The sequence below is a fragment of the Actinoplanes rectilineatus genome (assembly GCF_000962825.1).
Taxonomy (GTDB): Bacteria; Actinomycetota; Actinomycetes; order Mycobacteriales; family Micromonosporaceae; genus Actinoplanes; species Actinoplanes rectilineatus.
Window position 1 is genome coordinate 90,158 of sequence record NZ_JZKF01000023.1, and the last position, 15,591, is coordinate 105,748.

Annotated in this window: 14 protein-coding genes; 2 read left to right on the forward strand and 12 right to left on the reverse strand. The window is 71.2% G+C overall.

Features of this window, described 5'->3' with window-relative positions; translation table 11 throughout:
* Positions 1-172: 172 nt before the first annotated feature.
* The 12 genes from WH85_RS19225 to nfi form a co-directional block, all read right to left on the reverse strand.
* Positions 173-892 carry a ComF family protein gene (locus tag WH85_RS19225; protein ID WP_045743281.1) on the reverse strand — a complete coding sequence of 240 codons (720 nt, stop codon included), beginning with the start codon at positions 890-892 and terminating at the stop codon, positions 173-175.
* 45 nt (positions 893-937) lie between these two features.
* On the reverse strand, positions 938-2,758 hold the full coding sequence (locus WH85_RS19230) for an LpqB family beta-propeller domain-containing protein (RefSeq protein WP_045743282.1): 1,821 nt from the start codon (positions 2,756-2,758) through the stop codon (positions 938-940).
* The gene (gene mtrB / locus WH85_RS19235) at positions 2,758-4,353 is read right to left on the reverse strand and encodes an MtrAB system histidine kinase MtrB (protein WP_045743322.1); all 1,596 of its coding nucleotides are present in this window, start codon (positions 4,351-4,353) and stop codon (positions 2,758-2,760) included. Before mtrB ends, WH85_RS19230 begins: the two co-directional genes overlap by 1 nt.
* Before the next feature lie 96 nt (positions 4,354-4,449).
* Positions 4,450-5,139, reverse strand: coding sequence for an MtrAB system response regulator MtrA (mtrA, locus tag WH85_RS19240; protein ID WP_045743283.1), 690 nt, complete (start codon positions 5,137-5,139; stop codon positions 4,450-4,452).
* A gap of 193 nt (positions 5,140-5,332) precedes the next feature.
* The gene (locus WH85_RS19245) at positions 5,333-5,536 is read right to left on the reverse strand and encodes a DUF397 domain-containing protein (protein ID WP_045743284.1); all 204 of its coding nucleotides are present in this window, start codon (positions 5,534-5,536) and stop codon (positions 5,333-5,335) included.
* Between the two features lie 50 nt (positions 5,537-5,586).
* A complete protein-coding gene (locus WH85_RS19250) occupies positions 5,587-6,435 on the reverse strand; it encodes a helix-turn-helix domain-containing protein (RefSeq protein ID WP_045743285.1) in 849 nt (282 codons plus the stop codon).
* A 632-nt stretch (positions 6,436-7,067) separates the two neighbouring features.
* Positions 7,068-8,237, reverse strand: coding sequence for a mannose-6-phosphate isomerase, class I (gene manA / locus WH85_RS19255; protein WP_045743286.1), 1,170 nt, complete (start codon positions 8,235-8,237; stop codon positions 7,068-7,070).
* Between the two features lie 20 nt (positions 8,238-8,257).
* Complete coding sequence (locus tag WH85_RS19260) at positions 8,258-9,196, reverse strand: cation diffusion facilitator family transporter (RefSeq protein WP_045743287.1); 939 nt, start codon at positions 9,194-9,196, stop codon at positions 8,258-8,260.
* Positions 9,193-10,419: an SIS domain-containing protein gene (locus WH85_RS19265; protein ID WP_045743288.1), complete on the reverse strand. Its 1,227-nt coding sequence runs from the start codon at positions 10,417-10,419 to the stop codon at positions 9,193-9,195. Before WH85_RS19265 ends, WH85_RS19260 begins: the two co-directional genes overlap by 4 nt.
* Positions 10,419-10,604: a Trm112 family protein gene (locus WH85_RS19270; protein ID WP_045743289.1), complete on the reverse strand. Its 186-nt coding sequence runs from the start codon at positions 10,602-10,604 to the stop codon at positions 10,419-10,421. Before WH85_RS19270 ends, WH85_RS19265 begins: the two co-directional genes overlap by 1 nt.
* Before the next feature lie 42 nt (positions 10,605-10,646).
* Entirely contained in the window at positions 10,647-12,026 is a 1,380-nt protein-coding gene (locus WH85_RS19275) for a phosphomannomutase/phosphoglucomutase (RefSeq protein ID WP_045743290.1), read from the reverse strand.
* Positions 12,027-12,099: 73 nt separating this feature from the next.
* On the reverse strand, positions 12,100-12,747 hold the full coding sequence (nfi, locus tag WH85_RS50540; protein WP_045743323.1) for a deoxyribonuclease V: 648 nt from the start codon (positions 12,745-12,747) through the stop codon (positions 12,100-12,102).
* 54 nt (positions 12,748-12,801) lie between these two features.
* Here nfi and WH85_RS50545 point away from each other — a divergent pair, with 54 nt between their 5' ends.
* On the forward strand, positions 12,802-14,049 hold the full coding sequence (locus tag WH85_RS50545; protein WP_045743291.1) for a helix-turn-helix domain-containing protein: 1,248 nt from the start codon (positions 12,802-12,804) through the stop codon (positions 14,047-14,049).
* A 36-nt stretch (positions 14,050-14,085) separates the two neighbouring features.
* Positions 14,086-15,588, forward strand: a complete 1,503-nt coding sequence (gene exaC / locus WH85_RS19290; RefSeq protein ID WP_045743292.1) for an acetaldehyde dehydrogenase ExaC — start codon at positions 14,086-14,088, stop codon at positions 15,586-15,588.
* Positions 15,589-15,591: the final 3 nt, after the last annotated feature.

Genomic DNA, 15,591 nt, shown 5'->3' on the forward strand with positions numbered 1-15,591 from the left:
TCCTTTCCGGTGCGGCGACAAGACCCGACCTCGGCGCTCCGGTGGCGGGTAAGTCCGTGGGCTTACCCTCGTCACCTAGACGCTAACCTGCCCTTGCCCGCCCGTCACCCCTCGTTGGGGATACCGGAAGGCTGACGTTCGCCTCTATCGGCAGCTCCGGGCGGCTCGGGAGTCAAATCGCACGACGGTTGGCGCGCAGTCGTGTCGCGGCCACCACCGCAGCACCCGTGACCTGCATGTCCGCCTCCTTCAGACGTCGAGCCACCGCGGCCAGAGTGGCCCCGGTGGTGACGATGTCGTCCGTCACCACCAGCGTGCCCCTCGCCCGCACGACGCGTCGCAGAACGCCGATTCGGGAACCGATTCGCAGCGAATTGACAGCTACCGCGAGCCGTTCGTCAGCGCTCAGTGACGTTGAGTCGGGACGCGGCAACGCCCGCAACGGCTGGGCCGTCCCGGCCTGGTAACCGGCCGCCCGCAGTCGTCGCACGGCGTGGTCCGTCAGCCGCGCCATGTGGTCACCGTGCCGTTCCCGCCGGGCCGCCGCGGTGGACGGGACCGGGATCAGCAGCACCGGACGGTCCCGCGGCACCGTCGCCGCCACCGCTGCGGCCAGCAGCGATCCCAAGGGCCGGGCGAGCCGGTGCCGGTTCTTCTCCTTGTACGCCAGAAGCACGCCCCGTAACGCCCCGGCATAGGGCCCCGCCGCCGTGCACGACGGAAAGCCCGGCGGTGACGGGGTCGGCGCCGTCCGGTGCGGCCGCAGCCCCTCCAGACGGGTCACGCAGTCCGGGCAGGCGCCGGCCACCAACCGGACGCGTTCGGCGCCGCAGCCGGCGCAGGAGGCGGGCAGAACCAGGTCCGCCAGGTCACCGAGCAGCGCGGAGAGCACAGTCGTCCCCTCGGGGAGTCGATCCGGGTGGCGCGGAGGCAGGGATCAGTTCAGGAAGAACGGCGCGGTCGGCACCGTCCCGGCGGGCTGCTCGCCGGTCTCGCCCGCCAGATCCGCCGCCGTGATCTTGACGGAGGTGGAGAGCGCGTCCCAGGCGGCGTCCGCGGTGGTGTACGAGATCGAGTCGGACACTGGTCGGCCGGTCCGGGTGGTCACCGGGTTGGCCGGGTACGCCGTCAGGTAGTTCACCGTGTCCTTGCCGATGTCCGGCAGGCGTGGCTCCTCGAGCGCACCGTCGATCGACACGTGCTTGATCGCGACCCGGTCGTTGTCCTCGCGGGTGCCGGCCACGGTCAGCCAGCCCTCACCGCTGAAGTCCACCGCGGTCACCCCGGACAGCGGCGGCTGGATCTCCTGCGGTGTGCTCAGCGCCAGTCCCTGCCCGCTCGGGGTGAGGACCGCACGGTAGAGCCGCCCGCCGGACACCAGTGCCACCCGGTGTCCGTCCGGCGCCACCGAGATCGCGCTGATCGTGCCGGCGCCACCGGCGGCCACCACCTGCTGGGCCACGCCGCCCTCGGAGCGGAAGCTGTAGAGCTTGCCGCCGGCGATGATCAGGCCGACCCCGCCCTCGGTGGTCGCGTCCGGGATGGTGGCCCACACCGGGTGCTGCAGGCCCTCGGCGGGCAGCCCGGTGACCGCCCGCAGGGTGGCGTTCTCCCCGGGCAGGGCCGCGCCGACCTTGAGCGTCTCCTTCTGCGCCGCCCCGGTGACCAGGGCCGCGAACGTGTGCGTCGTGGAACTGCTCAGCGCCGCCAGCCGGACGTTCTTGTTCTCGTCCGGGCCGACCGCGGGGACCGGATCGAACGCGTTGGGCGACTCGGACAGCCGGCGGATCTGCCCGCCGAAGACCACGAAGCGTTCCGGGTCGGGGGCCAGGCGGTAGGCCACGTTGCTGCTCAGGTAGTCGGAGCCGCTGTAGTGCCGGGTCTCCTCGTGACCGATCTTCAGGTCCAGGCTCTCCGGCAGCAGCGGCCGCAGCGACCACTGGAGCTGTTTACGCAGCCGTTCCAGCGCCTGATCGGTGTTCTCGGTCGGCAGCGCCTGCGCGGTCAGGTTGATCTGCAGCTTGTCGTCGTCGGTCTGGAACACCTTGCCGACCGTGGCGGTGCCCTCCGGCAGCGGCTCGGCGACGTCGCGCAGCCAGGCGGCCGGGCCGTCGATGAGCCAGCCCAGCACCGTGGTCGGCTCCTGCTCGACCGGCACGCTGCGCAGCATGTAGCGCACGTCCGGGACCAGTCCGGTGTGCTCGGTGTTCCAGAAGTAGATCGTCCGTTCCTCGTAGAACGAGTCCAGAGCGTCGTCGCTGAGCAGCAGGAACGCCGGGGCCTTCAGCACGTAGAGGCCGTTGCCGGGCACCTCGCCGAGGGTGATCTCGTATTTGCCCTCGGTCGGCTCGGTGGCCGGGTCGAGCAGGCCGTTCTTGCCCAGGGTCCCGATCATCTCGTACGAGATGACGACCCGGTCCTGCCCCGGCGTGACCAGTGGTTTCTCGGTGAGCCGGATGACCCGTGGGGTGGGCGGCGCGGTGAACTCGGCGGCCTCGTCGGCCGGCATGAAGTCCTTGACCCGGTCCAGCGCGGTGTCGTAGTCGCCGGCTGCGGCCTGCAGGTAGTTGTCGATGAACTGGGTGCGGTCGGTGGTCTCGTCGCGGGTCACCCGGGCGACCGTGTCGTCGTCGCCGGACGAGATGCCGGTGGACGGCCCGGGGCCGGCGTCGGTCACCCCGGTCTCGTCCGGTATCCCGCAGCCGCCGAGCAGCAGCACCACGGCCGTCGCCGCGCCGGCCAGCTTCCGATGACGCATCAGAGGACCTCCGCCGGTTCGCCGGTGGCCGCGGGACGGTCCCGGGGGATCAGCGGGATCGGCGCGGCCACCAGACGGTCGCCGGCCCGGACCGGCAGGGTGAGACGGAACTGGGCGCCCTCCCCGGGCGCGCCCCACGCCTCCAGCCAGCCGCCGTGCAGGCGGGCGTCCTCGGCGCTGATCGACAGGCCGAGGCCGGTGCCGCCGGTCTGCCGGGCCCGGGACGGGTCGGCGCGCCAGAACCGGTTGAAGACCAGGCGCTCCTCCCCCGGCTTGAGCCCGATGCCGTGGTCGCGGACGGTCACCGCCACCGCGGCGTCGTCGGTCGCCATGGTGATCACCACGGGTTTGGCCTCGGCGTGCTCGACCGCGTTGCCGATCAGGTTGCGCAGCACCCGTTCGACCCGGCGGGAATCCACCTCGGCGATCACCGGGGTGTCCGGCAGGTCGAGCTCGAAGGTCACGCCGGCCCGCTCGGCCAGGCTGCCCAGCCGCTCGGTGACCCGCTGCACGATCGGCACCAGGTCGCTGTGCTCGGAGTCCAGCGCGGCGAACCCGGCGTCGAACCGGCTGATCTCCAGCAGGTCGGTGAGCAGGTCCTCGAACCGGTCCAGTTCGGCCTGCAGCAGTTCGGCGCTGCGGGCCACCGCCGGATCGAACTCCTCGCGCTCGGCGAAGATCAGGTCGGCGGCCATCCGGACGGTGGTCAGCGGGGTGCGCAGCTCGTGCGAGACGTCCGAGGTGAACCGGCGCTGCAGGCGCGACATCTCCTCGAGCCGGACGATCTGCCGCTGCAGGTTGGCCGCCATCTGGTTGAACGCGGCGGCGAGCAGGGCCAGGTCGTCCTCGCCCTCCACCTTCATCCGCTGGTCGAGCAGGCCGGCCGAGAGCCGCTGGGCGGTGCGCGCGGCGATCCGGACCGGCGTCACCACCAGCCGGGTGACCAGGCCGGCCACCACACCGAGCAGGATCACCAGGGCCAGGCCGGTGGCCAGCACGGTGGTGCCGATCTCGCTGGCGGCGCGGTCCTCGGTGGTCAGCGGGACCAGGTAGTAGAGCTCGACCTGACCGAACTTGGTGGGCACCGGCGAGCCGTACACCAGGTATTTCGTCGTCCGGCCGTCGATCTCGGCGGTGCGCACCTGGTGGGCGACCCGGCCCAGCTGGGACACCCGGCGGATCATGTCGGGCGTGATCAGCTCGCTGGTGTCCACGCTCGGCAGGGTCACCGCCTTGAGGTCCGGGTAGTGCTCGGCCCGGATCGAGACCACCGCGGCCCCGTCCTCCGCCTGGTCCCGGTCGATCAGCTCGTTGACCGTGTCGTTGATGGTGCTCGGCAGCTCCGGGTCACGTGCCTGCGGGTGGACGGTGAGCTGGTTGTAGGCGTACTCCACCTTGCCGCGCATGGACGCGGCCACCTCGTCGGTGGTGCGGTTCAGCAGGATCGTGGCGCTGCGGTCGGCGATGAACCAGCCGAACGTGCCCACCAGCAGGCTGGAGGCGATCAGGGTCAGCGCCACGACCCGCAGCTGCAGCGAACGCCGCCACTGCTTGCGGGCCGGGGCGGACCAGAGGGTCAGCCGTCCGGCGGCCATGCGCCAGTAGCGCCGCACCACCCGCAGGGCGCGGCGCACGGGCATGGGGAGCCAGGCCGGAGCACGCATCGCGGCCAGATTAGCCGCTCGCCCTGATCAGCCGGTGCCCGCCTTGTAGCCGACACCACGAACCGTCAGGATGATCTCCGGTCGTTCGGGATCCGGTTCGATCTTGGCGCGCAGCCGCTGCACGTGCACGTTGACCAGCCGGGTGTCCGCGGCGTGCCGGTAACCCCAGACCTGTTCGAGCAGGACCTCGCGGGTGAAGACCTGGCGGGGCTTGCGGGCCAGGGCCACCAGCAGGTCGAACTCCAGCGGGGTCAGCTTGACCTCGTCACCGTCGCGCGACACGGTGTGCGCCGGCACGTCGATGGTGATCTGGTTGCCGGACGGCCCGATGGTGAGCATCTCCGGCGCGGCGTCCTCACCGCGACGCAGCCGGGCCCGCATCCGGGCCACCAGCTCCTTGGGCTTGAACGGCTTGACCACGTAGTCGTCGGCGCCGGACTCCAGGCCCAGCACCACGTCCACGGTGTCGCTCTTGGCGGTCAGCATGACGATCGGGATGCCCGACTCGGCGCGGATCGCGCGGGCCACGTCGATGCCGCTCATGCCGGGCAGCATCAGGTCCAGCAGGACGATGTCCGGGCGGTTCTCCCGGAAAGCGGCGAGCGCGCGTTCCCCGTCCGCCACGAACGAGGGCAGGAAACCCTCACTGCGCAGGACGATGCCGAGCATCTCGGCCAACGCGGGATCGTCGTCGACGACCAGTACCCGGGCTCTCATGCGGTCCAATATTGCACTGTCCTCCCGGTCCCCGCGCCACCTGGGGGGCGATCTTGCCCCGGGAGCCCGCGGAACGGCGCGTCCTGACTCGAGAAGAACGACGTCGGCGAAAGGCCGGAACGTCGTGATGGAACCCGTCGAGAAGAAACGGGCGGTCCCGGTCCGGGACCGCCCGTGGCGGGCGATCCGAGGATCACACGCCGGGCCGGTCGAACTCCCCTGCGCGTACACCGGCGATGAAGCCGGACCAATCACCGTCGCCGAAGGTCAGCACGGGGCCGGCAACGTCCTTGGAGTCGCGGACGTGCACCTGAGCCGGCACGTTCGCGACCTCGACGCAGTGTCCGGCAGCGCCGCTGCGGCTACTCTTACGCCAGGTGAGCATGGCGTCCTGCATGGTTGTCTCCTTTCTGGGAAAGCATCTCCATTGGACCCCACACCGGCCTCTCACCGGGCGAGACGATCCCTCGTCTCAGCGATGGCCGTTCGGCTCTCTTCTGGCGACAATGTGCGTTCCGCCAGGTCATCGAATGCGTCCTGGTAAACGTCTATTTCCTCGGGCTTCACCCGGAAGAGGCCGCCGGTCAGCCCTTCGATGTGCACGACCGGATTACGCGTGTCGTCGGGGAACTCCATGATCAGGAACGACTCGATCAGCCCGGCGTGCGCGCCCGCCTGGAACGGCAGGACCAGCAACTCGACCCCGGGGGCGTTGCTCGACTCGTGGAGTTTGGCCAGCTGACGGCGCTGGACCTCGCGCCCGCCTATCTCGCGCAGCAACACACCCTGGTCGATGACGATGCGCAGGTTCGGCGGGGGATCGCGGCGCAGCACCTCCTGCCGGGCCATCCGGACCGCGAGCCGGCGCTGGATCGTCGCGGTGTCGTCGATGTCCGCGCCGGTCTCGATCACCGCGAGGGCGTACTCGTCGGTCTGCAGCAGGCCCGGCACCACCTGGGCCTCCCACTCCGAGATCCGCACCGCCTCGGCCTCCAGGGCCAGATATTCGTCGTACGGGTCCGGGACCGACGACCGGTACGGCGTCCACCACGCCCGGGTCCGGCCACGGCGGGCCAGGTCGCGCAGCCGGGTGCGCGACTCCACCGCCAGTCCGTAGAGGGTGAGGAGCCGATCGAGGTCGTCCTCGGTGATCCCGGTGTGCGCGGTCTCGATCCGGCTCAGTTTCGACTCCGACCAGCCCAGGGCGGTGGCCACGTCCACCGCCCGGCGCTCGCCACGGAGTCGCCGCAATTCGCCGCCGAGCTCCCGGCGCGCTGTCGATGTCGGCCTCGCCACGATGCCACCATATCGGCGCTTCAATGGACCGCTGCAATGTGCAGAGCAGGCACAGGCCCTCTCCTCGGCGCGACCGGTGTACACGCGACCACGTGCCGCCCCAGTGTGGCCGTCCGTGGCCCCGCATGGCCCCCGTCAGCCCGCAGAACGCCGTTTTTCCACCGTCCTGGTGACACCGGACCGTCCCGCGAACGAGGTCGCCGATTCGGCTCGATCCGGAGAAAGAGGAGGCCGGGACAGCGAACGGGGCGACGAGCCTAAGCTCGCCGCCCCGTTCATCCCCCCGGTTTGGTACCGCGCGCGTCTGTGGGACCCCCCGATCACCAGTGACGCTGCGTACTTCTAGATTCACACTCCGCACATGCCATGTCAAGGTATTTCAAGAAATTTCGGACTCTTCGAGCGCGATTCGCCGGAGCGCGCCGAGAGCCGCCGACCGGCTGCACACCGCCGTTCGCCCGGCTTGCGCGCTCCGGAGGAGCCGGATCAGGGCAGCGGCGTGTTCCCGCTGGCCACAGGAGTCGCCAAAAGTACCACCGACCCCATCAGCACCAATAGAAACAACAATCGCACTAACCGCTGAAAAGCCGTTTTCGTCTCGACAAGCGACAATCCACTGCGAACCGGCAGGGTCAGGCCGGGACCGACGCCACGAACACCACGCCGACACCGGCCACCGTGATCGGTCCGGCGTTCGCCGGCGCGTACGCCGCATCCCCGGCACCGACCGTGACCGGCACGCCGTGGTCCTCACCCACCTGGATCTCGCCCGCCGCGCCCAGCACGATCCGTGGGCCCGCACCGGTCAGCCGGACCGGCGGACGGTCCCCGGTCAGCTCCACCCGGCGCATCGCGAAGTCCGGCACCGGCACCTGCCACGCCGTCACCCCCGGCGCCTCGGTCACCCCGTGCAGCAACGGGTCGTCGAGCACCTCGAATCGCAGCACCTTCAGCAGCTCGTCCACGTCCACCCGCTTCGGGGTGAGACCGCCGCGCAGCACGTTGTCGCTGGCCGCCATCAACTCCACGCCCAGACCGTTCAGATAGGCGTGCAGGTTGCCCGCGGGCATCCAGATCGCCTCGCCGGGCGCCAGCCGGACCAGATTGAGCAGCAGGGCCACCAGCACCCCGGGATCGCCCGGGTAGTGGGCGGCCAGGTCGATCGCCAGCCGGTACGAGTCACCCGACTGCCGCCGGGCCGCCGCCACCACGTCCTCGATCAGCGCGTCGCGGTCACCGGCCGGCCAGGAGAGCAGCAGGCGTACCGCCCCGGCCAGATCACCGGTCTCCAGGGCACTCACCACAGGCGCGAGCCGGGGCAGCCCGAGCCCGCCGATCACGGCGGCCGACGCCGACGGCGGACGGAACCCGCAGAGCGCCTCGAACGGCGTGAGCGCCACCAGCATCTCGGGCTTGTGGTTGGCGTCGGTGTAGTTGCGCGGCAGGGCGGGGTCGGCCTCCTGACGGGCGTAGGCCTCGCGCGCGTAGTCCAGGGCCGGGTGTGCCTGCAACGACAGCGGGGCCCCGGCCGCCAGCACCTTCATCAGGTACGGCAGACGGGGCCCGAAACGCTCCTCGACATCGGCGCCGAGCTGGCCGTGCGGGTCGTCGGCGATGAGCTTGGTCAGCTCGACCGGCGTGTCACCGACGGGCACGGTGGAGGGATCGGCGGGGTGGGCGCCGAGCCACAGCTCCGCCTCCGGTCCCTCGGTGGGCGTCGGGCGGCCCTGCAACTCGGCGATCGCGGTCCGGGATCCCCAGGCGTAGTCCCGGATCACTCCGGTCAGCGGGTAGACGGTCATAATCGGCAAACTAACAGCCGTCAGACGGCGCTGGGCGTCACCGCCGAAGTCCGGTCGATGTCCGGCTCGATGTAGATCACCCGGGCGATCGGCACCGCCTCGCGGATGCGTGCCTCGGTCTCGTCGATGTGCGTGGCGACCTCGGCCGCGGTCTCACTGCGCGGCACCGCGATCTTCAGAGCCACCAGCAGTTCCTCCGGACCCAGGTGCAGCGTCTTCATGTGGATGATCCGCTCCACGCCGTCCCCGGCGAGCACGGCCGTCTCGATCCGTTTCACCGCCTCCGGGTTGGCGCCCTCGCCCAGCAGCAGGCTCTTGGTCTCGATCGCCAGCAGGGCGGCGACCGCCACCAGGAGCAGACCGATCGCGGCGGTGCCGACGGCGTCCCAGATCCCGTCGCCGGTGACCAGGGTCATACCCACCCCGAACAGCGCGAAGACCAGGCCGATCAGGGCCGCGGTGTCCTCCAGGAGCACCACCGGCAGCTCCGGCGCCTTGGCCCGGCGGATGAAGTCCACCCAGGAGGTGCGCCCGCGGACCTGGTTGGACTCCCTCATCGCGGTGGTGAAGGAGTACGACTCGAGCCCGATGGCGATCACCAGGACGACGACCGGCACCCACTGCCAGGAGTGGATGCCCTCCCGCTCGTGGAACTTGTGCCACGCCTCGTAGAGCGCGAACAGCCCGCCCACGGTGAACAGCACGATCGACACGATGAACGCGTAGATGTAACGCTCCCGCCCATACCCGAAAGGGTGTTCCGGGGTGGCGGCCCGCCGCGAGCGCTTGCCGCCGATCAGCAGCAGGAGCTGGTTGCCGGAGTCGGCGACCGAGTGGATCGCCTCCGCCAGCATCGACGACGAACCGGTCAGGAACCAGGCGGCGAACTTGGTCGCGGCGATGCCGAGGTTCGCGCTGAGCGCCGCGACGATGGCCTTGCTGCCACCCTCGGCGCTCACTGCATGCCGTCCACAATCAGGTTCGAGAGCTCTTTCATCTCGCTGATGGCCGGCACCGCCATCGGGTCCAGGCCGTGTGCCAGGGCCAGGTAGAGCGAGGCGAAGTCGGGCACGGCGACCAGCGACGCCAGGCGCTCCAGCGTCGAGCCGCCCTCGGCGGTCAGCACGTCGCAGCGCACCCCCCGGCGGTCGGCCAGGGTCTGGATCGCGTCGGCACGGCGCTCCTCCACGGCCACCGGCTCGTCGGCGTCGTCCTCCGGGTTGAGACCACCGTCGCGGAGCACCACCAGGCGCAGCCGGGTCAGCGCCTCGTCGGCGTCGTCGTCCGGGTCGGCGAAGATGTCCCGCGACGTCTCGGCGAGACCGCCGAAGACGCCGTCGAGCAGGCCCACCCGTCCGCGGCCGGCCTCGCCGAGCGCGCCGGCCATCACCGGGTAGCGGGCGTTGGCGGCGAGCGTGTCGGCGAACCTGCGGGCGGCCACGGTGGCCAGCGGCGAGGAGCCCCAGATGACCGGGACCGAGCCGGCCAGGCCGAGGGCGAGGGCCTTGGCCGGATTGACGAACGAGTCGGCGGCCGGACGGCAGCGCTCGGCGTCGGCGTCCAGCCGGGTCGCGGTCTCGGCGATGTCCGCCTCGGTGACCTTGACCAGGCCGAGAGCCCGGCCGGCGAGCAGCACCGGGACCGCGAGGCCCCAGAGCGTGGCCCGGGCCGGGGCGCGGCGCGGCACGCCGATGAACGGCGCGCGGGCCCGCTCGGCCATCGCCTCCAGCTCGGAGCCGGGGTTGCCGATGGCGACCAGTCGGGCACCGCGGCGGGCGGCGGCCTCGGCGGCGGCCAGCGCCTCCGGGCTGCGGCCGGACGCGGAGACCGCGATCACCACGTCGGCGGCGCCGACCCAGCCGGGCACGCCGGCACTGCGGTGACCGATGATCGGAACCGGACAGCGCGGGCCTGCCACGGTGGACAGGATGCTGCCGGTCAGGCCGGCGGTGCCGATGCCCGCGACGACGACCGCGCGGGGGCGGCCCTCGTCGGCGAGCATGCTCAGGTCGACCTCGGCGGCCAGTGCGGCGGACTCCCGCACCTGGGCGCCGGCCGAGGCGGTGGCCCGGAGCATGCCGCCCGGGTCGTTGCCGAGCATCGACTTCTCGTCGTCGAGCAGGGACTCGTCGGCGACGCGGTGGCCGTTGACCCCGGCCGATCCGTCCAGCGGGTTGACCATCAGGAAGCCTCACCCTTCGCCGTCGACGCCTCGTCCAGGAGCAGGATCGGGATGTCGTCCCGGACCTCGAAGACCCGGGCGCACTCGGTGCAGGTCAACGTCTGCGCGCCGGCATCGTAGTCGAGGGGCGCGTGATGCGTGTCCGGGCACGCCAGGATCTCCAGCAACTGCTCATCGAGCGCCACCGTGCCAACTCCTCATGCTGCGAAGGACAGGTCGCCTGGATCCTATCCGCGAACGATGGTCAGCACGCGGTCACGCAGCTCCGCCATCCGCGCGGCGTCCGGCGCCTCCACGTTCAGGCGCAGCAGCGGCTCGGTGTTGGAGGACCGCAGGTTGAACCACGTCCCCGCGCCGACCTGGAACGTCAGGCCGTCGAGATCGTCCACGGTGGCGTCCGGGAAGGCGGCGCGCACTTCGGCGATCTTGGCAGTGGCGTCGGCCACCGTGGAGTTGATCTCACCGGAGGCGGCGTACCGCTCGTACTCCGCGGCGAACTCGGACAGCGGCTGATCCTGGCCGCCGAGCGCGGCGAGCACGTGCATGGCGGCCAGCATGCCGGTGTCGGCGAACCAGAAGTCGCGGAAGTAGTAGTGCGCCGAGTGCTCGCCGCCGAACACCGCGTTCGTCTGGGCCATCTCGGCCTTGATGAAGGAGTGGCCGACCCGGCTGCGCACCGGCTTGCCGCCCCGCTCCGTGATGATCTCCGGAACCGCGGCCGAGGTGATCACGTTGTGGATGATCGTGCTGCCCGGGAACTTCGCCAGCTCCCGGGAGGCGACCAGGCCGGTGATCGCGGACGGCGAGACCGGGTCGCCCTTCTCGTCGATGACGAAGCAGCGGTCGGCGTCGCCGTCGAAGGCCAGGCCGATGTCCGCGCCCTGCTCCCGGACCGCCTTCTGCAGGTCGACCAGGTTCGCCGGGTCCAGCGGGTTGGCCTCGTGGTTGGGGAACGATCCGTCCAGCTCGAAGAAGAGCGGCACGATCTCCAACGGCAGGGCGGCCAGCTCCTGGTCGCCGAGCACGGCCGGGACGGTGTAGCCGCCCATGCCGTTGCCCGCGTCCACGATCACCTTGAGTGGGCGGATGCCGCTGAGGTCGACCAGCGAGCGCAGGTGCGCCGCGTAGTCGGCGAGCAGATTGCGCTCCTGGACCCGGGACGGGCCGTCGGCCTCCGCGTTCAGGTCGGCGAGCAGTTGCTGGGCGCGCTGCCGGACGATCGCGAGACCGCTGTCCTGGCCGACCGGCCGGGCGCCGCGGCGGCACATCTTGATCCCGTTGTACTGCGCCGGGTTGTGGCTGGCGGTGAACATCGCGCCGGGCAGGTCCAGCACGCCGGAGGCGTAGTAGAGCTGGTCGGTCGAGGCCAGACCGATGTTGATCACCGCGGCGCCGGCCGCGTTGGCACCGGCGGCGAACGCGGCGGCCAGAGCCGGACCGGAGTCGCGCATGTCGTGGCCGATCACGATCTGGTCGGGCTCGTCGCCCGACTCACGCAGCATCTCGACGAACGCCGTGCCGATCGCCCGGGCCACCGGCTCGTTGAACTGGTCCGGGACGATGCCCCGGACGTCGTACGCCTTGATGATCTGCGACAGATCGGTCACTACCCGCTCCTCAGCCGATTCCCCTTTGGCCCGAGGGTATCGGAGCGGATTGTGTCGAATGGTTCAACCGCGGTTAACGCAGGAAGTCGCGACAGGCACGATCAGCCGCACGGGTCGTCTCCGGGAGACGGTACCGAGGGGTGAGCGCCAGGGTCAGCGCGCACGCGTTGTCCAGGTCGATCCGGTGCCCCACCGAGACGAAGAGCGGTTTCACGCCGTCGCGCGTCCGCAGCACCGCGCCGACCTCCTCCCCCGCGTCGATCAGCGCCGATCGGTCGCCGCGGCGCTCACCGACCGGCGCGAATTCACCCACCAGGCGGGTCTTGCCGACCCCGAACGAGGGCAGATCGGTGAGCACACCGAGATGGGCGGCCAGTCCGAAGCGCCGCGGATGGGCCAGGCCCTGTCCGTCGCAGACCAGCACGTCCGGCCGGACGGTGAGCCGGTCCAGGGCGTCGAGCAGCGACGGCACCTCCCGGAAGGCGAACAGTCCGGGGATGTAGGGGAAGGTCGTCGTGCCGCGGACCACCGCGGTATCCTGCACCGAAAGGTCCGGATATCTCAGGACAACGACAGCTGCGGCGAGCCGGTCGCCGTCGTAGGCCACATCCAGCCCGGCGACCGTGGCGGGAGACGCCGGCCCAGGGGCGGAGACCACCCGCGAGCGCAAGGCCCGCTGTTCGGCGAGGGCTTCTTCTTCGGTACGCGGCCCGCTGTGCACCGCAGGAGCATAGAGAGTGTTGTCTACCAGCGTGACCGGCGTCACGATGGACGGGTGAATCCGTGGCTCGCCCTGGTCCCCGGTGACGACCCCGCCGAGCGGAGTCGCCTGGTCGGCCGCGCCCACGAACGTTTCCTGGCCGGCGAGGGGCAGCCCGACCGGATGCGCCCGGTGGTCGCCGACTCCTGGGCCCGCTCGGCCACCTGGATCGGGGCGGACAGCACTCCCCCGATCGACCTGACCGACACCGACCTGGCCGCCTACCGGGAGGCCCACCCCCTGGCCCGGGTCATGCCGATCTTCCGGGACCTGCTCGGCGGGCTGGCCGAGGACGGCGACCACATCCTGGCCGTCTGCGACGCGACCGGCCGCCTGCTCTGGGTCGAGGGGCACCCGGCCACCCTGCGCGGCGCGGCGTCGATGAACTTCGTGCCCGGCGCCCGCTGGGACGAGGCGCACGCCGGCACCAACGCGCCCGGCACGGCGCTCGCCGTCGACCACGCGCTGCAGATCTTCGCCACCGAGCATTTCAGCCACCCGATGCAACGCTGGACCTGCGCGGCCGCCCCGATCCACGACCCCGGCACCGGCCGGCTGCTCGGGGCGATCGACGTGACCGGCGGGGACCATCTGGCCAACCCGCACAGCCTCGCCCTGCTGCGGGCCACGGCGCACGCCGCGGAGGCGTACCTCCGAGGTCTCGAGGAAGGCACCGACCGCCCGGCGGTCGCCGCACTCGGCCGGGACGAGGCCCTGATCGCGGTCGGTGGCAAACGGCTGCGGCTCGGCCGGCGGCACTCGGAGCTGTTGGTGCTGCTCACCGAACACCCCGAGGGACGCACCGGCGACCAGCTCGGCGTCGACCTCTACGGCGACGACGTCAACCCGGTGACCGTCCGCGCCGAACTGTCCCGGCTGCGCCGCGTCCTCGGCCCGGAACTCCTCGACTCGCGCCCCTACCGGCTGCGCGCCGCCCCGGAGGTGGACCTCGGCGTGGTGACCCGGCTGCTGGACCGGGGACGGGTGCCGGAGGCGGTGGCCGCCTATCCGGGGCCGCTGCTGCCGGCCTCGGACGCGCCCGGCATCGTCCGGCTGCGGCTGCGCCTGGAGACCCGGCTGCGCACCGCCCTGCTCGCCACCGCCGACCGCCGCCTGCTGCAGACCTGGCTGACCAGTCCGTGGGGCGGCGACGACCTGGAGGTCTGGGAGGCCTACGCGGTCCTGGCGCCGGCCGACCCGGCCGCCGCCCGCCGGGTCGCGCAGCTGACCCGTGACTACGCGTGCAACGTTGCTGCAACGTAACGGAAACTACCGTCCGCCTTCGAAGAGGAGGCGACGATGACCGTCTACGACCCGCCCACCTATCAGTCCCGCTACGACCACTACATCGGTGGCGAATACGTCCCACCGGCCCGAGGTCGGTACTTCGAGAACCCCAGCCCGGTCAACGGCCGCGTCTTCACCGAGGTCGCCCGGGGCACCGCCGAGGACGTGGAACGCGCCCTGGACGCCGCGCACGCCGCCGCACCCGCCTGGGGACGCACCTCCCCCACCGAACGGTCGATCATCCTCAACAAGATCGCCGACCGGATGGAGCAGAACCTCGAGCGGCTGGCCCTCGCCGAGTCGTGGGAGAACGGCAAGCCGATCCGGGAGACCCTGGCCGCCGACATCCCGCTGGCGATCGACCACTTCCGCTACTTCGCCGGCGTGATCCGCGCCCAGGAGGGCACCGCCGGCGAGATCGACGAGGACACCGTCGCGTACCACTTCCGCGAGCCCCTCGGCGTGGTCGCGCAGATCATCCCGTGGAACTTCCCGATCCTGATGGCCGTCTGGAAACTCGCGCCCGCCCTGGCCGCCGGCAACGCCGTCGTGCTCAAGCCGGCCGAGCAGACCCCCGCCTCGATCCACTACCTGTTCTCGCTGATCGGCGACCTGATCCCGCCGGGCGTGGTGAACATCGTCAACGGGTTCGGTGTGGAGGCCGGCAAGCCGCTCGCCTCGTCCAGCCGAATCGCCAAGGTCGCCTTCACCGGCGAGACCACCACCGGTCGCCTGATCATGCAGTACGCGTCGGAGAACCTGATCCCGGTCACCCTGGAGCTCGGCGGCAAGAGCCCGAACCTCTTCTTCGACGACGTCAGCAGCGCCGACGACGACTTCCTCGACAAGGCGCTCGAGGGCTTCGCGATGTTCGCCCTCAACCAGGGCGAGGTGTGCACCTGCCCGTCCCGCGCGCTGATCCAGCAGGGTCACTACACCGACTTCCTGTCCGCCGGGGTCAAGCGGGTGGAGAACCTGGTGCAGGGCAACCCGCTGGACACCGACACCCAGGTCGGCGCGCAGGCCTCCAACGACCAGCTGGAGAAGATCCTGTCGTACCTGGACATCGGCCGGCAGGAGGGCGCCCGGGTGCTGACCGGCGGTGCGCGGGCCGAGCTGCCCGGCGATCTCTCCGGCGGCTACTACGTCCAGCCGACGATCTTCGAGGGCCGCAACTCGATGCGGATCTTCCAGGAGGAGATCTTCGGACCGGTGGTGGCGGTGGCGCCGTTCGCCGACTTCGACGACGGCATCACGATCGCCAACGACACGCTCTACGGCCTGGGCGCCGGCGTCTGGACGCGGGAGGGCACCCAGGCGTACCGGGCCGGGCGCGCGATCAAGGCCGGCCGGGTGTGGACGAACTGCTACCACCTCTATCCCGCGCACGCGGCGTTCGGCGGCTACAAGCAGTCGGGCATCGGCCGGGAGAACCACGCGATGATGCTCGACCACTACCAGCAGACGAAGAACCTGCTGGTCAGCTACTCCCCCAAGGCCATGGGTCTCTTCTAGGCC

Bases quoted from the DNA above. Each gene is read 5' to 3' on its own strand.
- WH85_RS19230 (WP_045743282.1), bottom strand. From the start codon at position 2,758: ATGCGTCATCGGAAGCTGGCCGGCGCGGCGACGGCCGTGGTGCTGCTG.
- mtrB (WP_045743322.1), bottom strand. From the start codon at position 4,353: ATGGCCGCCGGACGGCTGACCCTCTGGTCCGCCCCGGCCCGCAAGCAG.
- mtrA (WP_045743283.1), bottom strand. From the start codon at position 5,139: ATGAGAGCCCGGGTACTGGTCGTCGACGACGATCCCGCGTTGGCCGAG.
- WH85_RS19245 (WP_045743284.1), bottom strand. From the start codon at position 5,536: ATGCAGGACGCCATGCTCACCTGGCGTAAGAGTAGCCGCAGCGGCGCT.
- manA (WP_045743286.1), bottom strand. From the start codon at position 8,237: ATGACCGTCTACCCGCTGACCGGAGTGATCCGGGACTACGCCTGGGGA.
- WH85_RS19265 (WP_045743288.1), bottom strand. From the start codon at position 10,419: ATGGTCAACCCGCTGGACGGATCGGCCGGGGTCAACGGCCACCGCGTC.
- exaC (WP_045743292.1), top strand. From the start codon at position 14,086: ATGACCGTCTACGACCCGCCCACCTATCAGTCCCGCTACGACCACTAC.